Source organism: Microbacterium radiodurans (assembly GCF_008710705.1).
Classification (GTDB): Bacteria; Actinomycetota; Actinomycetes; order Actinomycetales; family Microbacteriaceae; genus Microbacterium; species Microbacterium radiodurans.
Map to the genome: position 1 here is coordinate 271637 of NZ_VYRZ01000003.1, position 18740 is coordinate 290376.

Genomic DNA, 18740 nt, shown 5'->3' on the forward strand with positions numbered 1-18740 from the left:
CGTGTCGACGCTCTCCGATCTCGTCCATGCCCAGGGCCTGTCCACCGATCAGGACGTGGAGTGGCTTCATCGCCTCGCCGGCGACGGGCAGCTACTGGCCGATCTGGCGTTCGCGGACATCGTGATCTGGGTCCCCACCGCCGACGACACCTTCATCGCCGTCGCGCATACCCGCCCGGGTGGCGCGGCGACCCTCTTCTACCGTGACATCGTCGGGGATCGCGTGCGGCCGCAGTGGCGGACGCAGGTGAAGGACGCGTTCACGCAGGGGCGCATCGTGGATTCGGCGTCACCCGACTGGTTCGAGGAGACCCCCACTCGTGTCCGCGCGGTGCCGATCGTCCGCGAGCTGGCGTCGGGGGAGCGCCCGGCACGGATCGTCGGCGTCCTGACCCGTCACACGAATCTGGGCGAGGCGCGAACGCCCTCGCGTCAGCAGATCACCTTCAACGATTGCGCGGACGACCTGTTCGGCATGGTGGCGACGGCCGATTTCCCCGATCTGAACGCGCCGACGGCGCCGCGACGCGGCGCGCCGCGCGCATCCGACGGCCTCATCCGCCTCGACGTCGACGGCATGACCACCTTCGCGAGCCCCAACGCGCTCTCGGCGTTCAACCGGCTGGGGTTCGAGGACGAGCTCGAAGGCGAACCGCTCCTCGAGGTGGCCACGGCGATCCTGCCGAACAAGCGCGAGTTCGACGAGTCGCTGCCCATCGTGATGGCCGGCCGCGCCCCCTGGCGAGCGGACATCGAGGCGCGCGGCGTCACCGTGTCGCTGCGCACCATTCCGCTGCGCGATCACGGCACTCGCATCGGCGCGATCGTCCTCTGCCGGGACGTCAGCGAGATCCGGCACCAGGAGCAGGAGCTCATCACGAAGGACGCGACGATCCGCGAGATCCATCACCGCGTCAAGAACAACCTGCAGACCGTCGCCTCCCTGCTGCGCATCCAGGCGCGCCGCACGCACTCCGAGGAGGCGCGGGACGCGCTCACGCAGGCGATGCGCCGCGTTTCGGCCATCGCCGTCGTCCACGACACCCTCTCGGAGGGGCTCGCTCAGAACGTCGAGTTCGACGAAGTCTTCGTCCGCGTGCTCAAGCTCGTCGCCGAGGTGGCCGCGGCTCCGAACACCCGGGCCCGGACCCGCTCGTCGGGTCGATTCGGCACGCTGCCGAGCGAATACGCGACCCCGCTCGCCCTCGCGCTCACCGAGCTCGTCACCAACGCCGTCGAGCACGGCCTGGCCGGGACCGAGGGCGATGTCGAGATCGTCGCCGACCGCAACGACGAGCGGCTCGAGGTCCGGGTGCGGGATTCGGGCAGCGGCCTGCCGGAGGGGCAGGTGGGGCGCGGGCTCGGCACGCAGATCGTCCGCACCCTGATCCAGGGGGAACTGAGCGGCACCATCGACTGGCACACCATCATGGGCAGCGGCACCGAGGTCACGATCGAGATCCCGCTGCGCTACATCGACCGCGACGCGGTGTGACCCGGGACTGAACGACTGAGCGCCCGGATCCGCAGGGACCGGGCGCTCAGTCGTTCAGTTCAGGAGGCGCGTCGTGCGCGGGCGGCGCGGCGCTTGAGCGCGCGACGCTCGTCCTCGGAGAGGCCTCCCCAGACGCCCGAGTCCTGACCCGTCTCGAGGGCGTACTGAAGGCAGATCTCGGTGACGGTGCAGCGGGCGCAGACGGCCTTCGCCTTTTCGATCTGGTCGACGGCCGGGCCGGTGTTCCCGACCGGGAAGAACAGCTCGGGGTCGACTGTCAGGCAGGCAGACTTGTCGCGCCAATCCATGTGGGGTGCTCCTTGAGGGGGTGTAGTTCCGTCAGTCGGACTCGGGAAGTCCGGTAACCTTGAAATGAGTGTGCGAGCGAACGCTCGCCCCACCTCGCTGTGGGAGCACACGGCTTGATCCATCGTCCCATAGCCCGGATAGATGAATCAAGGGTGAACCGCGGATTTGCTCGTCGACGCGCCGGAACGCACGGTGCCGACGGCCCGCCCGAGCCGGAGAACGGGGACCCGATGGCCACATCCTTCATCGAACGTCTGGCGGGTGTCGTCCTCGCCGCCGAGGCCCTCGTCCTCGCCGGGATCGTGGGCTGGGAGGTCACCGCGCTCGTGCGGGGAGAGGCCGGCCACGTACCGAGCTCGATCGCGTTGATCGTGCTGACGATGATCGGCGCGGCGGCGCTGGGCTCCTTCGCCGTCTCGGTCTGGCGCCGCATCTCGTGGGGTCGTTCGGGGGGCATCGTCGCTCAGCTGCTGATCCTCGCCGTGGCCCTGGGTGCAGCGACCGGGCAGTTCGCCGACGTGGGCACGGCCGCCCTCATCGCGCTGCCCGGCGCCGCTGGGCTCGCTGTCCTCATCGCTGCTGCGCGACGCGCCGGCCGCGAGCAGAACGCCGCCTGAGACGCGCGGTCAGCTCAAGCCGAGCAGATTCCGAACGCGCGCGACGTGGCCCGTCGCCTTGACGTTGTAGAGCGCGTGCTCGATCCGGCCGTCGGCGTCGAGCACGAACGTCGATCGGATGACGCCCTCGATCTTCTTGCCGTAGTTCATCTTCTCGCCCCACGCGCCGTACGCCTCGTGGACCGCGTGGTCGGGGTCGCTCAGCAGCGGATACGTGAGCGACTCCTCCTCGCGGAAGCGGCGCAGCTTCGCCTCGTCGTCGCGGGAGACGCCGAGCACCTCGATGCCCGCTGCGGCGAGCGCTTCGACGCTGTCACGGAAGTCGCAGGCCTCGCGGGTGCATCCGGGGGTCATGGCCGCCGGGTAGAAGAAGAGCACCGAGCGGCGGCCCCGCAGGCTCGACAGCGACACCGGAGAGCCGTCCTGGTCCGTCAGCGTGAAGTCGGGAGCAGGGGAGCCGGGCTCGAGTCGCGTCATGCCTCCAGCCTAGGACGGCGGCGGAGCCTGGCGCCTGATCTCCGCACTCAGCCGAACGTGCCGAGCAGTCGCTGCAGCGAATCCAGACGCGCGGCGCCACGTTCCCCGAGACGTCCCTCGGCGACGGCCTCGACGATGGCGCAGTCCGGGGCGTCGGGCAGGTGCGTGCAGCCCCGCGGGCAGTCCTCGGCGACGACGGCGAGATCGGTGAAGGCGGCGAGGATGTTCGCCGGGTCGATGTGACCGAGTCCGAACGAGCGGACGCCGGGCGTGTCGATCACCCAGCCCCGCCCGCTCGCGCCGACGTAGCGCAGCGACACCGTCGAGCTGGACGTGTGGCGGCCTCGACCGGTGACCTCGTTGACATGACCCGTGGCCCGGGCCGCGGTCGGGACGAGAGCGTTGACGAGCGTCGACTTGCCGACCCCCGAGTGCCCGACGAAGACCGATGCGCGGCCGACGAGCTTCTCGCCCAGCTCGTCCACGGGCATCCGACCGCGACCGCTCGTGAGCACCTCGAGGTCGTCGACGCCCTCGAAGTGCGCGAGGAAGGACGTCGGGTCGGCCAGATCGGTCTTGGTGACGACCAGGAGCGGGTGGATGCCGGCATCCAGAGCGGCGATGAGGTAACGGTCGACCAGACGGGGTCGCGGCTCGGGGTCGGCCGCGGCGACCACGATCACCATCTGGTCGGCGTTCGCCACGACGATCCGCTCGACCTGGTCGGTGTCGTCGGCGCTACGACGGAGGAGCGTGCTGCGGGGCTCGATGCCGACGATGCGCCCCAGCGTCCCCTCGTCGCCCGAGGCGTCGCCGACGACACGGGCGCGGTCGCCCGTGACGATGGGCTGCTTGCGGAGCTCGCGGGCGCGCACGGCGAGAGAGGTGTGCTCGTCGGGGCCGTCCTCGCCGACGAGGACGGTGTACCGGCCGCGGTCGACGCCCAGAACCCGGCAGATCTCGGCATCGGCGTGGGCGGGGCGGCGCTTCGTGCGCGGCCGATTCGCCTTCGGGTTCGGGCGGATCCGGATGTCGGAGTCGTCGTACGCGTCGAGCTCGTCGTCGTCGTCGGCGTCGAGCCAGCTCACCCGGCTGCCTCGTCGGCGAGACCGAGCATCTCGCGCCACAGCTGCGGGAACTCCGGGAGGGTCTTCGCGGTCGTCCCGATGTCGTCGACCGACACCCCCGGGACCTTCAGCCCGATGATCGCGCCGGCGGTCGCCATGCGGTGATCGTGGTGCGCTCGCCAGAGTCCGCCGCGCAGCGGGCGCGGGACGATCCGGATGCCGTCGTCCAGCTCTTCGGCCTCCCCGCCGAGGGCGCGGAGGTTGCCGACGAGGGCCGCGATGCGGTCGGTCTCGTGACCGCGGATGTGGCCGATGCCGTGCAGCGTGCTGGGGGAGTCGGCGAAGGCGGCGAGCGCGAAGAGAGACGGAGTGAGCTCGCTCGCGGCGGACAGGTCGAGGTCGATGCCGCGGATCTCGCCGGTGCCCGTGACGGAGAGGACGCCGCTGCGTCGCGAGACGCGCGCGCCCATCTCGCTCAGGATGTCGGCGAGGAGCGCGCCCGGCTGAGTCGAGTGCACCGGCCAGTGCGGGATGGACACCCGACCACCGGTGAGGGCGGCCGCGGCCAGGAAGGGCGCCGCGTTCGACAGGTCCGGCTCGATCGTGAGGTCCTTGCCTCGGATCGGTCCGGCGGGCACGAGCCATTCGCGGTCGTTCGGCCGCTCGACGTGGACGCCGCGGTGCCCGAGCGCCTCGACCGTCATGTCGATGTGGGGGAGGCTCGGCAGCCGCTCGCCGTGGTGGACGAGCCGCAGGCCCACATCGAAGCGGGGCGCGGCCAGCAGCAGACCCGAGACGAACTGACTCGACGCGCTCGCGTCGATCGTGACCTCGCCGCCGCGGACATGACCGTGGCCGTGGACCATGAACGGCAGCATCCAGCGACCGCCGTCGTCGATGTCGACACCGAGCTCGCGCAGACTCCGGATCATCTCGCCCATGGGCCGGTGCAGTGCGCTCTCGTGAGCGGTGACCGTCACCTCGCCGCGCGTGAGACCGGCGAGCGGTGTCACGAAGCGCATGACGGTACCCGCCTGTCCGCAGTCGACGACCGCGTCGCCGCCGGTCTGCTCGAACGGCGTCACGACGAGGTCGGGGCCGAACCTGCCCTCACCCGGCACGGCCTCGATGATCGCGCCGAGGGCGCGCAGCGCATCGATCATGCGCGCCGAGTCATCGGAGTGCAGGGGCGAGATGAGCCGCGACGGGCCGTCGGCGATCGCGGCGAGCACCAGCTCGCGGTTGGTCAGCGACTTCGATCCGGGGACGGCGACCTCCGCGCGCACCGGACCTTCGGCCACGGGCGCGGGCCAGGACCCGTCATCGGAGACGGGGGCGGGGGAATACGCAGCGGAGCTCATCGGTTCCCACAGTATCGAACGCGTTCGCCACCGGACAGGAAGGAACCCATGATCGCAACGATCGATCCCGCGGTAGCGCCATGGGACGCCGACGTAGACTGGCCGCTGATGGAAGAGCAAGCGGTCACGGACCCGAGCGCCCAGTTCGAGGAGCAGGCGCTCCCCTTCATGGACCAGTTGTACGCGGCGGCGATGCGGATGACCCGCAATCCCGCCGATGCGTCCGACCTGGTCCAGGAGACGTTCGTCAAGGCGTTCGCGTCGTGGGCGTCGTTCACCCAGGGGACGAACCTCAAGGCGTGGCTGTACCGCATCCTGACGAACACCTACATCAACACGTATCGCAAGAAGCAGCGCGAGCCCTATCAGGGCACGATCGACGACCTCGAGGACTGGCAGCTCGGGGGAGCCGAGTCGACGACCGCGTCGAGCAGCCGGTCGGCCGAGGCCGAGGCCATCGACCACATGCCGGCGTCGGCGGTCAAGGATGCGCTGCAATCGATCCCCGAGGATTTCCGGCTGGCGGTGTACCTCGCCGACGTCGAGGGATTCGCCTACCAGGAGATCGCCGACATCATGAAAACCCCGATCGGCACGGTCATGAGTCGTCTGCACCGCGGCAGACGACTTCTGCGTGACCTGCTGGCCGACTACGCGAAGGAGCGGGGCATCGAGGTGCCCCCGACGAGGAGCAAGAAATGAGCGACTGCGGCTGCGACAAGGCCAGACGCGATCTGGAGGAGTACCTGCGCAACGAGGTGTGCAAGACCGAGCACGCCGACATTCGCGAGCATCTGGAGACCTGCCCCGCCTGCCGTGACGAGGCTCTCGTCTCGAAGACGCTGACCGAAGTGGTCGCCCGTGCCTGCCGCGAGACTGCTCCCGAGGAGCTGCGGGACCAGGTTCTGGCTCGGCTGCGCCAGGCGCAGTCGGCGGCGCACGCCTGATCCACGCGATCGCGGCGCCCCCGCGAGCCGAAACGCCGGTGCCGTGCTTCCCTCTCGGCGAGGGGGCACGGCACCGGCGTTTCGGGTGTCCGACGATCAGAGCGTCAGCGCGGTCTTCATGATCTCGGCCTGCTCGGCGGCATGCACCTTCGGCGAGCCTGTCGCCGTCGAGGCCGCAGCCGAACGCGAGACGCGCCGGATGGTGCGACCGTGGAGGTGCTTCTCGACCTCGAGCGCGATGAACGGCCAGGCGCCCTGGTTCTCGGGCTCGTCCTGAACCCAGACCAGTTCGGCGTTCGGGTAGGCGTCGAGCACGGAGTTCAGCTCATCGACCGGCGCCGGGTAGTACTGCTCGAGGCGCACCAGCGCGATCCCGGGCTGGGGGTTCTTCTCGAGTTCGGCTTTCAGATCCCAGTGGATCTTGCCCGAGTGCAGCAGGACGCGCTTGACCGCACCCTTGTCGGAAATCCGGGCGTCGTCGAGGACGGGCTCGAACTTTCCGGTCAGGAAGTCGTCGACCGGGCTCGTCGCACCGCGCAGACGCAGCATGGCCTTCGGGCTGAAGACCACGAGCGGGCGGCGCGGCCGGGCGTACGCCTGCCGGCGGAGCAGATGGAAGTAGGACGCCGGAGTCGACGGGCGCGCGACGGTCATGTTGTCCTGCGCGCACATCTGCAGGTAGCGCTCGATGCGCGCCGACGAGTGGTCGGGGCCCTGGCCCTCGTACCCGTGGGGGAGGAGCAGGACGACGCTCGACTGCTGCGCCCACTTCTGCTCCGCCGAGGAGATGAACTCGTCGATGACGGACTGCGCACCGTTGGCGAAGTCGCCGAACTGCGCCTCCCACAGGACGAGCGAGTCGGCCCGCTCGACCGAGTATCCGTATTCGAACGCCATGGCCGCGTACTCGCTGAGGAGCGAGTCGTAGACGTAGAAGCGCCCCTGCGCGTTCGACAGATTCGCCAGCGGCAGCCACTCCTGGCCGTTGGCGCGGTCATGGAGGACCGCGTGGCGCTGCACGAACGTTCCGCGACGCGCGTCCTGACCGGCGAGACGGACGTTCGTCCCTTCCATGAGAAGCGATCCGAACGCGAACAGCTCACCCATCGCCCAGTCGATGTTGCCGTTGCGGCTCATGTCGTGACGCTTCTCGAGTAGCTGCTTGAGCTTGCTGTGCACCGTGAAGTTCTCGGGCGTGTTCACGAAGGCGTCGCCGATGTGCTGGAGCGCATCCTGACCGATGCCGGTCGTCTCGGGCTCGCCCACGGCGGTGTCGACCGGACCCGACAGGCCGACGGGGCCGGAAGCGCCCGTCTCGGCGGCGTGGGTCTCGGAGAAGGCGACCTCGAGGCGGTCCTGGAAGTCGCGCTTCGCCTGCTCGTACTCCTCCTCGGTGATGTCGCCGCGGCCGACGAGCGACTCGGTGTAGAGCCGGCGCACGGATCGCTTCGCCTCGATGAGGTTCGTCATGAGCGGCTGCGTCATCGACGGGTCGTCGCCCTCGTTGTGACCGCGACGGCGGTAGCAGACGAGGTCGATGACGACGTCGCGCTTGAACTCCTGGCGGTAGCGGAAGGCCAGCTGCGCGACGTGGACGACGGCCTCGGGGTCATCGCCGTTGACGTGGAAGATCGGCGCCTGGATCGCCTTGGCGACATCAGTCGCGTAGACCGACGTGCGGGCGTCGACAGGGGTGGTGGTGAAGCCGACCTGGTTGTTCACGACGACGTGCACGGTGCCGCCCGTGCGGTAGCCCCGCAGCTGCGACATCTGCAGGGTCTCGAACACGACGCCCTGACCCGCGAACGCGGCGTCGCCGTGCACGAGGATCGGAAGCCACGAGAACGAGCCGATCGCGCCGCGGTCCTGCTTGGCGCGGACGATGCCCTCGAGCACGCCGTCGACGGTCTCGAGGTGCGACGGGTTCGCGGCGAGATAGACCGGGAGTTCGTCGCCGGCATCGCCGACGAACGTTCCCTCGGTTCCGAGGTGGTACTTCACGTCGCCCGAACCGCTCTTCGAGCCGATGGCGACGGAGCCCTCGAACTCGCGGAAGACCTGGCCGTACGTCTTGCCTGCGATGTTGGTCAGCACGTTGAGGCGACCGCGGTGGGCCATGCCGATCGCGGCGCCGTCGAGTCCGGTGCGCGCAGCGCCCTGGAGGATCTCATCGAGGAGCGGGATCAGCGACTCGCCGCCTTCGAGGCTGAACCGCTTCTGGCCGACGAACTTCGTCTGCAGGAATGTCTCGAAGGCCTCGGCCTGGTTGAGCTTGCCGAGCACGCGGAGCTGCTCGTCGTGCCCCGGCTTCTGGTACTTGACCTCGACGTTCTCCTGGAACCACGTGCGCTGCAGCGGGTCCTGGATGTGCATGTACTCGATGCCAATCGTGCGGCAGTACGAATCGCGCAGCACGCCCAGGATCTCGCGCAGCTTCATCAGGCGCTTGGCGCCGAATCCGCCGGTGACGAACTCGCGGTCGAGGTCCCAGAACGTCAGGCCGTGCTGTTCGATCTCGAGGTCGGGGTGGGTGCGCTGGCGGTACTCGAGCGGGTCGATGTCGGCCATGAGGTGACCGCGCACACGGTAGGAGTTGATGAGCTCCTGGACGCGCGCGGTCTTGTCGACGCGCTCGGCGAGGTCGACGTTGATGTCGGTCGACCACTGGATGGGCGCGTAGGGGATGCGCAGCTCGGCGAAGATGTCCTCGTAGAAGCCGTTCTTGCCGATCAGCAGCTCGTGCACGGTCTTCAGGAACTCGCCCGAGCCGGCACCCTGGATCACGCGGTGGTCGTAGGTGCTCGTGAGCGTGATGGTCTTGCCGATGCCGAGGTTCACGAGCGTCTTCTCGCTCGATCCCTGGAACTCGGCCGGGTAGTCGAGGGCGCCGGCGCCGATGATCGAGCCCTGGCCCTTCATCAGGCGGGGGACCGAGTGCACCGTGCCGATGCCGCCCGGGTTGGTCAGTGAGATCGTGGTGCCCTGGAAGTCGGCCGCGGTGAGCTTGTTCTTGCGGGCGCGCTGGACGAGGTCCTCGTACGCGGCGAGATAGTCGCTGAACGACAGCGACTCGGCCCGCTTGATGCTCGGGACCATGAGCGCGCGCGTGCCGTCGGGCTTGGGCAGATCGATGGCGATACCCAGGCCGACGTGGGCGTGGGCGATGGCCGAGGGCTTGCCGTCGATCTCGGCGTAGGAGACGTTCTGGCTGGGGAAGGCCTTCAGCGCCTGGATCAGCGCCCAGCCGATGAGGTGGGTGAAGCTGATCTTGCCGCCGCGGGTGCGCGACATGTGGTTGTTGATGACGATGCGGTTGTCGATCATCAGCTTCGCCGGGATCGTGCGCACGCTCGTGGCGGTCGGCACGGTCAGCGACTCGTCCATGTTCGCCGCGAGGGTCTTGGGCATGCCGCGCAGCGGCGTGACGACGTCCTCGCGCTGCTCGACCTCGGCGGCCGGTGCCGTCGGCGCCTGCGCCGGAACCGGCTGCGCGGCGGCGGGGCGCGCCGTCGTGCGGGCGACCGGCTGCGCGCCGATCGTCGGGATGGGAGCCGTCACCGGGTGAGCGGGAGCGGCATCCTGCTGAGGCTCCTTCGCCGACGGCGCCGCGGCGGGCGCGGCATCCTGCTTCTGCTGCTGCGGGGCAGCGGAGTCAGCCGCACCGGCCTGCTTGGCGTAGGCCTCGAGGATCGGCCACCACTCCTTGTCGACGGCGTTGCGGTCTACTCGGAACTGGTCGTACAGCTCTGCGACGAGCCATTCGTTCGCTCCGAATTCTCCGTCGTTCGAGGTTTCGGTTCCGGTCGCCTGGCTGGACACCGCAGATCGCCTGCTTTCGTCGATGAAGTTCCGTCGGCGCCGCGGTCGTCCGCCGCAGCGCACCGTCTTCTAGGGTAGCCCACAATGGCGGGGCCCGAACCGGGTCCGGGCTGCCGACGGCCCGCTCGGCGTAGCGTGGTGGACATGCGTTTCTCCGGAGCTCAGCCCGCGGTCGACCTGACCTATTCCGACGTCTTCCTGGTGCCGCGGCGCTCCGCGGTGACCAGCCGCCTCGACGTCGACCTGTCGCCCGGTGACGGCACGGCCGCGACGATCCCACTCGTGTCTTCGAACATGAACTCGGTCACGGGTCCGTGGCTCGCGGCCACCCTCGCCCGCCGCGGCGGCCTCGGCGTCCTGCCGCAGGATATGCCGCTGCAGGAATTGGATGCCGCGATCCGCTGGGTCAAGGATCAGCCGGTCTCGTGGGACACTCCGCGCGTCATGAGTCCCGCGTCGACGGTCGCCGAGGCCGCCCGCGTCCTGCCTTCGCTCGACGGACACGGAATCGTCGTCGCCGACCCCGAGCGGCGGCCGCTGCGGATCGACGACGTCGTCGGCATCGTGCCGGCGTCGCGGCTGGGCACGGCCCTGCCCGATGCCCGGCTCGGCGACCTCGTGCGCGATCGGGCGACCGCCATCGACGCCGACGACGTGCCCGACGCCCGGGCGGCGTTCGACCTCATCGACGCGGCCGGCGTGCCGGTCGTGTGCGTCATCCGCCACGGCGAGCTCGTCGGCACCCTCTCGCGCCGGAGCGCGCTGCGGTCGGCCATCTACCGGCCCGCGGTCGACGCCGACGGGCGCCTCCTCGTTGCGGCGGCCATCGGCATCAACGGCGACGCGGCCGCGAAGGCTCGCGCGCTCGCCGCCGCCGGGGTCGACGTGCTCGTGGTCGACACGGCGCACGGGCACCAGGACGGGATGCTGCGAGCCCTCCGCGAGGTGGCGGCGGCGGATCTCGGCCTCCCGATCGTCGCGGGGAACATCGTCACCGCCGACGGGGTGCGCGACCTCGTCGAGGCGGGCGCGTCGATCCTCAAGGTCGGCGTCGGGCCCGGCGCGATGTGCACGACGCGCATGATGACGGCGGTCGGGCGTCCGCAGTTCTCGGCGGTCCTCGAGACCGCCCAGGCGGCGGCGGAGCTCGGTGCGCACGTCTGGGCCGACGGCGGCGTGCGGTACCCGCGCGACGTGGCGCTCGCCCTGGCGGCGGGTGCGGCATCCGTCATGATCGGTTCGTGGTTCGCCGGGACCATCGAGTCTCCCGGTCCGATCCGGACCGACGACGACGGCCGTGTCTACAAGGAGTCGTGGGGGATGGCCTCGACGAAGGCCGTCGTCGGTCGTTTCGACCGGCTCGAGGCGTACGAGCGCGCCCGCAAGGAGCTCTTCGCCGAGGGGATCTCGTCGTCGCGGATCTACCTCGATCCGCTTCGCCCGGGTGTCGAGGATCTGCTCGACATGATCACGTCGGGCGTGCGCTCATCGTTCACCTACGCCGGCGCCGCGAGCGTCGCAGAGTTCCATGACCGGGCGACCGTCGGGCTGCAGTCGGCAGCAGGCTACGAGGAGGGCAAGGCGCTTCCGGTCAGCTGGTGACGCGGGTGACCCCCGATGGGGCCGGCAGCCGGGGGGACGGGGCGCACTTCTGCACGTCGAGCGCAGTTGTTTTCGCGCCCGATGCGCAGAACTGCGCCTGACGCACGGCCGCAGCCGCGAGGAGCCTGTCCTCCCCGACGCGATCGACCCCGGACGCCTCCCCAGGTGTCTCGGTGGCCGAGCCGCCGCGCCGCGCCGGCGACGACACTGCGGGGATGACCTGGATGATCGAGCCGCCCTCATCGCACGTCCTCCGGCGACGCGAAGCCCACGATGTTCCGGCGCGCGACCTGACGAGAGCGATCCGATCGGGGGCCGCCACCCGCATCGCGCCGGGCTCTCTCGCGACGACGAGCCGATGGCGAGAGCTGACGCCGATCGCCCAGCACGCTCAGCGGGTATGGGAGGCGACCATCCGGCTCGCGCCTGGGGCGGTGTTCTCGCACTTCGCTGCCGCCGCGGTGCTCGGGATCGACCACGTCCTGCCCTGGCCCGAGCACATCGACGTCACGATTCCGGGAGCGGCCGGGTCCTCGGGCCGGATCCGACGGCATCGACGTCCTCTCTCGGCGGGAGACGTCGTGCCGTGGGGAGATCATTTCGTGACGACGCCCGCGCGGACGGTCGTCGATCTCGCGTCGATCGCCCCGTTCACGGCGGGGGTCGTGATCGCCGACCAAGCGCTCTGGGCTCGCCGACCGCACGCGGACCGCGCCGCCGGGCCGCTGTGCTCCCGCGACGAGCTCGAGATCGCGGCATCCGCGTACACCGGTCGTGCGCACGCACGTGTCACGGCCGTCGCGGCGTTCGCGACCGATCTGGCGGACAGTGTGCGCGAGTCCGAGAGCCGCGTGCTCATCGATCGGCTGGGCTTCCCGGCGCCGATCCTGCAGCAGCGGTTCTCCGTCGGGGACGCCGGCACGGCGTACGCCGACTTCTGGTGGCCGGACCATCGGCAGATCGGCGAGTTCGACGGCGCCGGAAAGTACTTCGACCCGGAGCTGCGCGGCGGTCGCTCGCCCCAGGCCGTGCTCCTGGCCGAGAAGGATCGGGGCGACGCGCTGCGGCGACAGGTGCGCGCGGTGTCGCGATGGCGGATGCCGCACCTCCGACATCCGCGCCTGCTTTACGACATCCTGCGCGGCGACGGCCTGCCGTCGAGTCGCCCGCGACCCGGACGCTGAGCAGGTGGCCGGGGATGGGGCGCGCGTCCGCACGTCGAGCGCGGAAAGATGCGCGCTCGACGTGAAGAACTACGCCGGAAGCCGGGCGCCCGGCGACCCGAGCCGGAAGGCGCTCGCACGCGTGGGCGCGCCCGCGCAGGCGTAAGATCGTGCGCACGATGGACGACCCCCCTAGTCGCAGACGCTCGCCCCACCGACCCGCCTCCCGTTCGATCGGGGGTGACGCGTGATGGATTACGTCATGCTGGGCGTGGGGCTGCTGCTCACCGTGGGAACGGGTCTGTTCGTGGCGAGCGAGTTCGCGCTCGTGAATCTCGACCGAGCCGACCTCGAAGCTCGTCGGACAGCGGGCGAGAGCCGGCTGTCGCTGACGATCAGCGCTCTGCGCATCACCTCGACGCACCTCTCGAGCGCGCAGCTGGGCATCACCCTGACGACGCTGCTCACGGGTTACACGATGGAGCCGGCGATCTCGAACCTGCTGAGCCCCGTGTTCGAGGGATGGGGTTGGGACGAGACCGTGTCGCGCCCCGTCGCGGCGGTCGTCGGCGTCGCGATCGCGACCGTGTTCTCCATGATCCTGGGCGAGCTCGTCCCCAAGAACTTCGCGCTCGCCGTGCCGCGGCAGACGGCCAAGCTGGTCATCCCCTTCCAGACCCTGTTCACAACGGTCTTCCGTCCGGCGGTGACGGTGCTCAACGGCAGCGCCAACGGCGTGCTCCGCTCGATGGGCGTCGAGCCCAAGGAGGAGCTCTCCGGGGCACGGACCGCCGAGGAGCTCTCGAGCCTCGTCCGGCGCTCGGCCAGCGCCGGCGTCCTCGAGGAGGACACCGCGTCTCTGCTGGACCGTTCGCTCACCTTCGCCCGCCTGACCACCGCCGACGTCATGACGCCGCGCCCGAGCCTGCACGCCGTCGCCGCGGGCGACAGCGTCGAGACGGTCATCCAGCTCGCCCGCCGCACCGGCCACAGCCGGTTCCCGGTCTACGACGAATCGCTCGATGACATCACCGGGATCGTGCACCTCAAGCAGGCGGTCAGCGTGCCGCGCGAGCGTCGCGCCGACGTGCCGGCAGCGGCGGTCGCCGAGGAGCCGTTGCGCGTGCCCGAGGCGGTCCATCTCGACGCGGTCCTCGGCGAGCTGCGCGCCCGCGGCTACCAGATGGCCGTCGTCGTCGACGAGTACGGCGGCACCGCCGGCGTCGTGACGCTCGAGGACCTGGTGGAGGAGATCGTCGGCGAGGTGCTCGATGAGCACGACCGCAGCCGCGCCGGTGTCATCCGCGTGGCCGGGGGCATCGTGTTCCCGGCCGAGCTGCGGCCCGACGAGGTGCTCGACCGCACCGGCATCCGCGTTCCGGACGGGGACATCTACGACACCGTCGGCGGATTCATCATGAGCGAGCTCGAACGCATCCCACTCGTCGGCGACAGCGTCGTCATCGAGGACGGCACCCTGGTCGTGCAGCGGATGGACGGGCGACGCGTCGACCGGGTGCGGTTCGAGCCGAACCCGCTGCCGGCCGGCGCCCCCGAGGGAGGTGAGCAGCGATGAGCGATTGGGCGGGAATCGTCTGGCTCGTGGTGCTGCTGGCCTTCAACGCGTTCTTCGTGGGTTCGGAGTTCGCCGTCATCTCGGCGCGTCGATCTCAGATCGAGCCCCTCGCCGACAAGGGGTCCCGCGCCGCGAAGACCGCGCTGTGGGCGATGGAGCACGCGACCCTCATGCTCGCGACCTGCCAGCTCGGCATCACCATCTGCTCGCTGCTCATCCTGAACGTCTCGGAGCCGGCGATCCACCACCTGCTGGCCGTCCCGCTCGGACTGACGGGCTGGGGCGAGGCCGCCGTCGACGTGGCGGCCTTCATCGTGGCGCTCGTTGTCGTGTCGTACCTGCACGTCGTCTTCGGCGAGATGGTGCCGAAGAACCTCGCGTTCTCGCTGCCGGACCGGGCCGTCCTCGTGCTCGCCACGCCGCTGAAGTGGGTGTCGCAGCTCTTCTACCCGATCATCGTGACGCTGAACTGGATCGCCAACCACACCGTGCGCCTGTTCCGGGTCGAGCCGAAGGACGAGGCGACGTCGACGTACACGCTCGACGAGGTGGCGACGATCGTCGCGACCTCGCGCATCGAGGGCGTGCTCGACGACGTCTCGGGGACGGTCGCGGCGGTCGTGGAGTTCACCGACAAGAAGGCGAAGGATGTCGCGGTGCCGCTCGGCGACCTCGTGACACTGCCCGAGTCGGCCACCCCGGACGACGTCGAGCGCGCCGTCGTCCGGCACGGCTTCTCGCGCTACGTGATCGTCGACGACGAGGGCCAGCCCGTCGGGTACGTGCACTTGAAGGACATCCTGCGCGAGGCCGAGCCGGCCGACGGCTCCGCCGGGGCGCGACGGGCGAGCGAGCCGATCAAGGCGAAGCGCATCCACCTGATGGTGCCGGTGTCGGAGACGACCGACCTCGAGGACGCGCTCGCCCTGATGCGGCGCTCGAGCCGGCACCTCGCTCAGGTCCGCGACGGTCAGGGCCGCACGACCGCGGTGCTCTTCCTCGAGGACATCATCGAAGAGCTCGTCGGCGAGGTCCACGACGCGACGCGTCGCACGCCGCGCTGACCCCCGCGAGCGGTGCGGGTCGGCGGGCTCGCGTCAACGGCGGCGAGCCCGCTCGTACTGCGGCGGCCAGACGGCGGGGTCGGCGCCGAGTTCGTCCGCGGCTCGCAGACCGAAGTGGGGGTCGCGCAGCCACTCGCGCCCGGCCATGATCGCGTCGACGTCGCCGGAGGAGAGGATCTGCTCGGCCTGCGCTCCCGAGGTGATCTCGCCGACGGCGCTCACCGGGGCATCGACCGCTCGACGGATCTCGCGCGCGAACGGCACCTGGTAGCCCGGTCCGGTCGTGATCTCCTGGTGCGCGACGAGCCCGCCGCTGGAGATGTCGAGGAGGTCGGCGCCGGCTGCGCGGACCCAGGCGCTCACCGTCGCGGTCTCGGCGACGTCCCACCCGCCCTCGGCCCAGTCGGTCGCCGAGAAGCGCACGAACAGGGGCGCGTCGGGTGCGGCATCCCGCACCGCCGAGACGATGCGGAGCAGCAGCCGGGCGCGGTTCTCGAGCGAGCCGCCGTACGCGTCCGACCGCCGGTTCGACAGCGGCGAGAGGAACTCGTGGAGCAGGTACCCGTGCGCGGCGTGGATCTCGAGCACGTCGAACCCGGCCCGGGCGGCGCGGACCGCGGCGGAGGCGAATGCCGCGACGAGCTCGTCGATCTCGGCGGCGGTCAACTCCTGCGGCGTCGCATAACCGTCGAAGGCGACGGCTGAGGGCGCCCGGGTCGTCCAGCCGCCCTGATCGGCGGGCACGCTTCCACGCGATCCCGAGAACGGCGAGAAGGTCGACGCCTTGCGTCCGGCATGCGCGAGCTGGATGCCGGCGGCCGCACCACGCGCGTGCACGGCGGCGACGATGGGCGTCCAGGCGTCGCGCTGTGCGTCGTTCCAGAGGCCGGCGTCCTCGGGGGTGATGCGCCCCTCGGGCACGACCGCGGTCGCCTCGGCGACGACGAGACCGGCGCCGCCGGAGGCGAACTGCGCGAGATGCACGTAGTGCCAGTCGTTCGGCAGGCCGTCCTGCGCCGAGTACTGGCACATGGGCGCGACCCACAGGCGATTGCGCAGGGTCAGACCGCGAACGGTCAGGGGGCTGAACAGCTGGCTCACGGCCGGGCTCCTGTCCGGCGCCGGTATCGTGGCGCCATGGTCGAGATCCACGAGTGGGATGCGGGCGATACGGCCGCGCTCCTGCGTGAGCCAACTGCCGAGGACCACAAGTATTCCCGCGGGGTGCTCGGTGTGCGCACCGGCTCGCGGGAGTATCCCGGGGCCGCGGTGCTGGGTGTCGAAGCCGCCTGGCGCACCGGCATCGGCATGGTCCGCTACCTCGGGCCCGACCGCGCGGCCGATCTCGTGCTCCAGCGTCGCCCCGAGACCGTGACGACGCCGGGCCGTGTCCAGGCCTGGCTCATCGGCTCGGGAACAGCCCCCGACACGAGGCCGGCGGCCGAGACCGCACGCCTGACCGAGCTGCTGCACGGCGAGCTGCCGGTCGTCGTGGACGCCGGCGCGCTCGACCTCGTCGCCGAGGCCTCCGCCCCGATCGTCGTCACTCCGCACCGGAGCGAGCACGAGAAGCTCCGGGACGCGCTGGGGCTCGGTGCCTCCGGGAGCGACCGCGTCGCGGCCGCGCGCGAGACCGCGTCCGCCGCGGGGATCACGGTGCTCCTCAAGGGCGCCGAGACGATCGTCGCCACCCCCGGCGGCTGGACGGTGGTGGTCCGTGCCGGAACCGGCTGGCTCGCGACCGCCGGCACCGGCGATGTGCTCGGCGGCATCCTCGGCGCGCTCGTGGCCGCGCGCGGCGCCCGCCGCGACCTCGACGCGGAGGCCCTCGGTCCCATCGCCGCGGCGGCGGCGGACCTGCACGGACGTGCGGCGCGCGCGTGCGCGCCGGGGCCGCTGACGGCCCTCGATCTCGCGGGATCCGTGTCGGCCGTGGTCGGAGGGCTCCTCGCCGGCGACGCCCGCTGACCCGGAGGCGCTCGACGCGCTCCCCATAGGATGTGACGGTGCTGTCAGCGAGGAACGGGCGTCGGGCCGCGCTCTGGACCGCTTTCGCGCTCGTCCATGCCCTCGTCCTGACGCTCGGGTTCGTGATGCCCAATCAGCCGATGGGCGACGTCTACCTCGTCTACGAGCCGTGGTCGACCGCCGCGCTCGACGGCGGCGGCGTCGTGGGGATCGACTCCGACTGGGTCTACCCGCAGCTCGCGCTCGTGCCGATGGTCCTTGCTCATGCATTCGCATGGATCGCGGGCTACACGATCGGCTGGGCGATCCTCGTCACCCTCGTGGATGCCGTCGCCTTCGCCCTGCTTCTCGGCGCGGCGCGCTCGCGGGGCCGGGTCGCGGCCGCGTGGTTCTGGCTGGCCGCGATCCTGCTCCTCGGTCCGGTCGGCCTCTACCGTCTCGACGCGGTGACGGTCGCCCTCGTCGTGCTCGCGGGACTCTGGCTGCGCGGCCGGCCCTGGCTCGCCGGCATCCTGCTCGCCGTCGCCACCTGGATCAAGGTCTGGCCGGCTGCCGTGCTCGTCGCCGCCGTGATCGCCGTCCGCCGCCGCTGGGCGCTCGTGGGCGCGGGGATGATCGTGTCGGTGCTGACCCTCGTCGCGGTCGTCGTCGCCGGCGGCGCCGGTCACGCGTTCGGCTTCATCGGCGATCAGACCACCCGCGGGCTGCAGGTCGAGGCGCCGGTGAGCTCGGTGTACCTCTGGCGGGCTCTCCTAGGTCTGCCGGGCTTCACCGTCTACTACTCCCGCGACATCCTGACCTTCCAGGTCACCGGCACCGACATCGACGCCGTGATCGCGGCGATGACCCCGATCCTCGTGCTCGGCGTCGGCGCCGTCGCCGCCCTGGCGTCGGTGAAGGCCGGGCGGGGCGCCTCGACGGCGCGCCTGCTCCCGATCGCCGCGCTCGCCGTCGTCGCCGCGTTCATCGCCCTCAACAAGGTGGGCTCGCCCCAGTACCTGTGCTGGCTGATCCCGCCGGTGGTGCTGGGGCTGACGCTCGATCGGCGGCGGTGGACCGGGCTCGGCGCCCTCGTGCTGGTGCTGTGCGGTCTGACCCAGCTCGTGTATCCGATCCTGTACAACGACGTCCTCGCCGCGCAGCCGGCGGGGGTCGTCGTCCTGACCGTGCGGAACGTCCTGCTGCTCGGGCTCGCGGTGTGGGCCGTGGTGCGGCTCGCGCGCGTTCCGGTGCGGCAACCGGCATCCCTTCCGCTCTCCACCCGCCCCTGAGACG

General features: G+C 70.8%; 16 protein-coding genes. 10 read left to right on the forward strand and 6 right to left on the reverse strand.

Going from position 1 to position 18740, the window contains the following annotated elements; translation table 11 throughout:
- Position 1: 1 nt before the first annotated feature.
- A complete protein-coding gene (locus F6B42_RS11520; protein ID WP_150419847.1) occupies positions 2–1495 on the forward strand; it encodes a sensor histidine kinase in 1494 nt (497 codons plus the stop codon).
- Between the two features lie 59 nt (positions 1496–1554).
- On the opposite strand, the gene F6B42_RS11525 is transcribed toward F6B42_RS11520, so the two are convergent.
- The gene (locus F6B42_RS11525; RefSeq protein WP_023955350.1) at positions 1555–1803 is read right to left on the reverse strand and encodes a WhiB family transcriptional regulator; all 249 of its coding nucleotides are present in this window, start codon (positions 1801–1803) and stop codon (positions 1555–1557) included.
- Positions 1804–2034: 231 nt separating this feature from the next.
- On the opposite strand from F6B42_RS11525, the gene F6B42_RS11530 reads away from it, so the two are divergent.
- Complete coding sequence (locus F6B42_RS11530; protein ID WP_150419848.1) at positions 2035–2421, forward strand: histidine kinase; 387 nt, start codon at positions 2035–2037, stop codon at positions 2419–2421.
- Between the two features lie 9 nt (positions 2422–2430).
- On the opposite strand, the gene bcp is transcribed toward F6B42_RS11530, so the two are convergent.
- The 3 genes from bcp to aroA are packed head-to-tail and all read right to left on the reverse strand — an operon-like array spanning position 2431 to position 5326.
- Positions 2431–2898 (reverse strand): thioredoxin-dependent thiol peroxidase, encoded by a 468-nt coding sequence (gene bcp, locus F6B42_RS11535; RefSeq protein ID WP_150419849.1) that lies wholly within the window; start codon positions 2896–2898, stop codon positions 2431–2433.
- Between the two features lie 47 nt (positions 2899–2945).
- Positions 2946–3986, reverse strand: a complete 1041-nt coding sequence (gene rsgA / locus F6B42_RS11540; protein ID WP_150419850.1) for a ribosome small subunit-dependent GTPase A — start codon at positions 3984–3986, stop codon at positions 2946–2948.
- Positions 3983–5326, reverse strand: a complete 1344-nt coding sequence (gene aroA / locus F6B42_RS11545) for a 3-phosphoshikimate 1-carboxyvinyltransferase (protein WP_150419851.1) — start codon at positions 5324–5326, stop codon at positions 3983–3985. The genes rsgA and aroA overlap by 4 nt, the downstream gene beginning before the upstream one ends.
- Before the next feature lie 48 nt (positions 5327–5374).
- On the opposite strand from aroA, the gene F6B42_RS11550 reads away from it, so the two are divergent.
- Together F6B42_RS11550 and F6B42_RS11555 are read left to right on the forward strand one after the other, a co-directional pair.
- Positions 5375–6028: a sigma-70 family RNA polymerase sigma factor gene (locus tag F6B42_RS11550; protein ID WP_150419852.1), complete on the forward strand. Its 654-nt coding sequence runs from the start codon at positions 5375–5377 to the stop codon at positions 6026–6028.
- Positions 6025–6273, forward strand: coding sequence for a zf-HC2 domain-containing protein (locus F6B42_RS11555; protein WP_150419853.1), 249 nt, complete (start codon positions 6025–6027; stop codon positions 6271–6273). The genes F6B42_RS11550 and F6B42_RS11555 overlap by 4 nt, the downstream gene beginning before the upstream one ends.
- A gap of 96 nt (positions 6274–6369) precedes the next feature.
- On the opposite strand, the gene F6B42_RS11560 is transcribed toward F6B42_RS11555, so the two are convergent.
- Positions 6370–10092 (reverse strand): multifunctional oxoglutarate decarboxylase/oxoglutarate dehydrogenase thiamine pyrophosphate-binding subunit/dihydrolipoyllysine-residue succinyltransferase subunit, encoded by a 3723-nt coding sequence (locus F6B42_RS11560; protein ID WP_150419854.1) that lies wholly within the window; start codon positions 10090–10092, stop codon positions 6370–6372.
- A 144-nt stretch (positions 10093–10236) separates the two neighbouring features.
- On the opposite strand from F6B42_RS11560, the gene guaB1 reads away from it, so the two are divergent.
- From guaB1 to F6B42_RS11580, 4 genes are all read left to right on the forward strand, one after another.
- Positions 10237–11694 carry a GMP reductase gene (gene guaB1 / locus F6B42_RS11565; protein ID WP_150419855.1) on the forward strand — a complete coding sequence of 486 codons (1458 nt, stop codon included), beginning with the start codon at positions 10237–10239 and terminating at the stop codon, positions 11692–11694.
- Between the two features lie 215 nt (positions 11695–11909).
- Positions 11910–12878, forward strand: coding sequence for a hypothetical protein (locus F6B42_RS11570; protein WP_150419856.1), 969 nt, complete (start codon positions 11910–11912; stop codon positions 12876–12878).
- 229 nt (positions 12879–13107) lie between these two features.
- Complete coding sequence (locus F6B42_RS11575; RefSeq protein ID WP_150420262.1) at positions 13108–14433, forward strand: hemolysin family protein; 1326 nt, start codon at positions 13108–13110, stop codon at positions 14431–14433.
- A complete protein-coding gene (locus F6B42_RS11580) occupies positions 14430–15497 on the forward strand; it encodes a hemolysin family protein (protein ID WP_150419857.1) in 1068 nt (355 codons plus the stop codon). Before F6B42_RS11575 ends, F6B42_RS11580 begins: the two co-directional genes overlap by 4 nt.
- A 33-nt stretch (positions 15498–15530) precedes the next feature.
- Here F6B42_RS11580 and F6B42_RS11585 read toward each other — a convergent pair whose 3' ends face one another.
- Positions 15531–16598 carry an NADH:flavin oxidoreductase/NADH oxidase gene (locus F6B42_RS11585; protein ID WP_150419858.1) on the reverse strand — a complete coding sequence of 356 codons (1068 nt, stop codon included), beginning with the start codon at positions 16596–16598 and terminating at the stop codon, positions 15531–15533.
- Positions 16599–16634: 36 nt separating this feature from the next.
- Here F6B42_RS11585 and F6B42_RS11590 point away from each other — a divergent pair, with 36 nt between their 5' ends.
- Both F6B42_RS11590 and F6B42_RS11595 read left to right on the forward strand, forming a co-directional pair.
- Entirely contained in the window at positions 16635–17465 is an 831-nt protein-coding gene (locus tag F6B42_RS11590; protein WP_150419859.1) for an ADP-dependent NAD(P)H-hydrate dehydratase, read from the forward strand.
- 38 nt (positions 17466–17503) lie between these two features.
- A complete protein-coding gene (locus F6B42_RS11595) occupies positions 17504–18736 on the forward strand; it encodes a glycosyltransferase 87 family protein (RefSeq protein WP_223878468.1) in 1233 nt (410 codons plus the stop codon).
- Positions 18737–18740: the final 4 nt, after the last annotated feature.

What these genes read in the sequence shown, in the direction of transcription:
- F6B42_RS11525 (WP_023955350.1), bottom strand. Translation starts at nt 1,803, where the DNA reads ATGGATTGGCGCGACAAGTCTGCCTGCCTGACAGTCGACCCCGAGCTG.
- F6B42_RS11530 (WP_150419848.1), top strand. Translation starts at nt 2,035, where the DNA reads ATGGCCACATCCTTCATCGAACGTCTGGCGGGTGTCGTCCTCGCCGCC.
- bcp (WP_150419849.1), bottom strand. Translation starts at nt 2,898, where the DNA reads ATGACGCGACTCGAGCCCGGCTCCCCTGCTCCCGACTTCACGCTGACG.
- aroA (WP_150419851.1), bottom strand. Translation starts at nt 5,326, where the DNA reads ATGAGCTCCGCTGCGTATTCCCCCGCCCCCGTCTCCGATGACGGGTCC.
- F6B42_RS11550 (WP_150419852.1), top strand. Translation starts at nt 5,375, where the DNA reads ATGATCGCAACGATCGATCCCGCGGTAGCGCCATGGGACGCCGACGTA.
- F6B42_RS11555 (WP_150419853.1), top strand. Translation starts at nt 6,025, where the DNA reads ATGAGCGACTGCGGCTGCGACAAGGCCAGACGCGATCTGGAGGAGTAC.
- guaB1 (WP_150419855.1), top strand. Translation starts at nt 10,237, where the DNA reads ATGCGTTTCTCCGGAGCTCAGCCCGCGGTCGACCTGACCTATTCCGAC.
- F6B42_RS11570 (WP_150419856.1), top strand. Translation starts at nt 11,910, where the DNA reads ATGACCTGGATGATCGAGCCGCCCTCATCGCACGTCCTCCGGCGACGC.
- F6B42_RS11575 (WP_150420262.1), top strand. Translation starts at nt 13,108, where the DNA reads ATGGATTACGTCATGCTGGGCGTGGGGCTGCTGCTCACCGTGGGAACG.
- F6B42_RS11580 (WP_150419857.1), top strand. Translation starts at nt 14,430, where the DNA reads ATGAGCGATTGGGCGGGAATCGTCTGGCTCGTGGTGCTGCTGGCCTTC.
- F6B42_RS11590 (WP_150419859.1), top strand. Translation starts at nt 16,635, where the DNA reads ATGGTCGAGATCCACGAGTGGGATGCGGGCGATACGGCCGCGCTCCTG.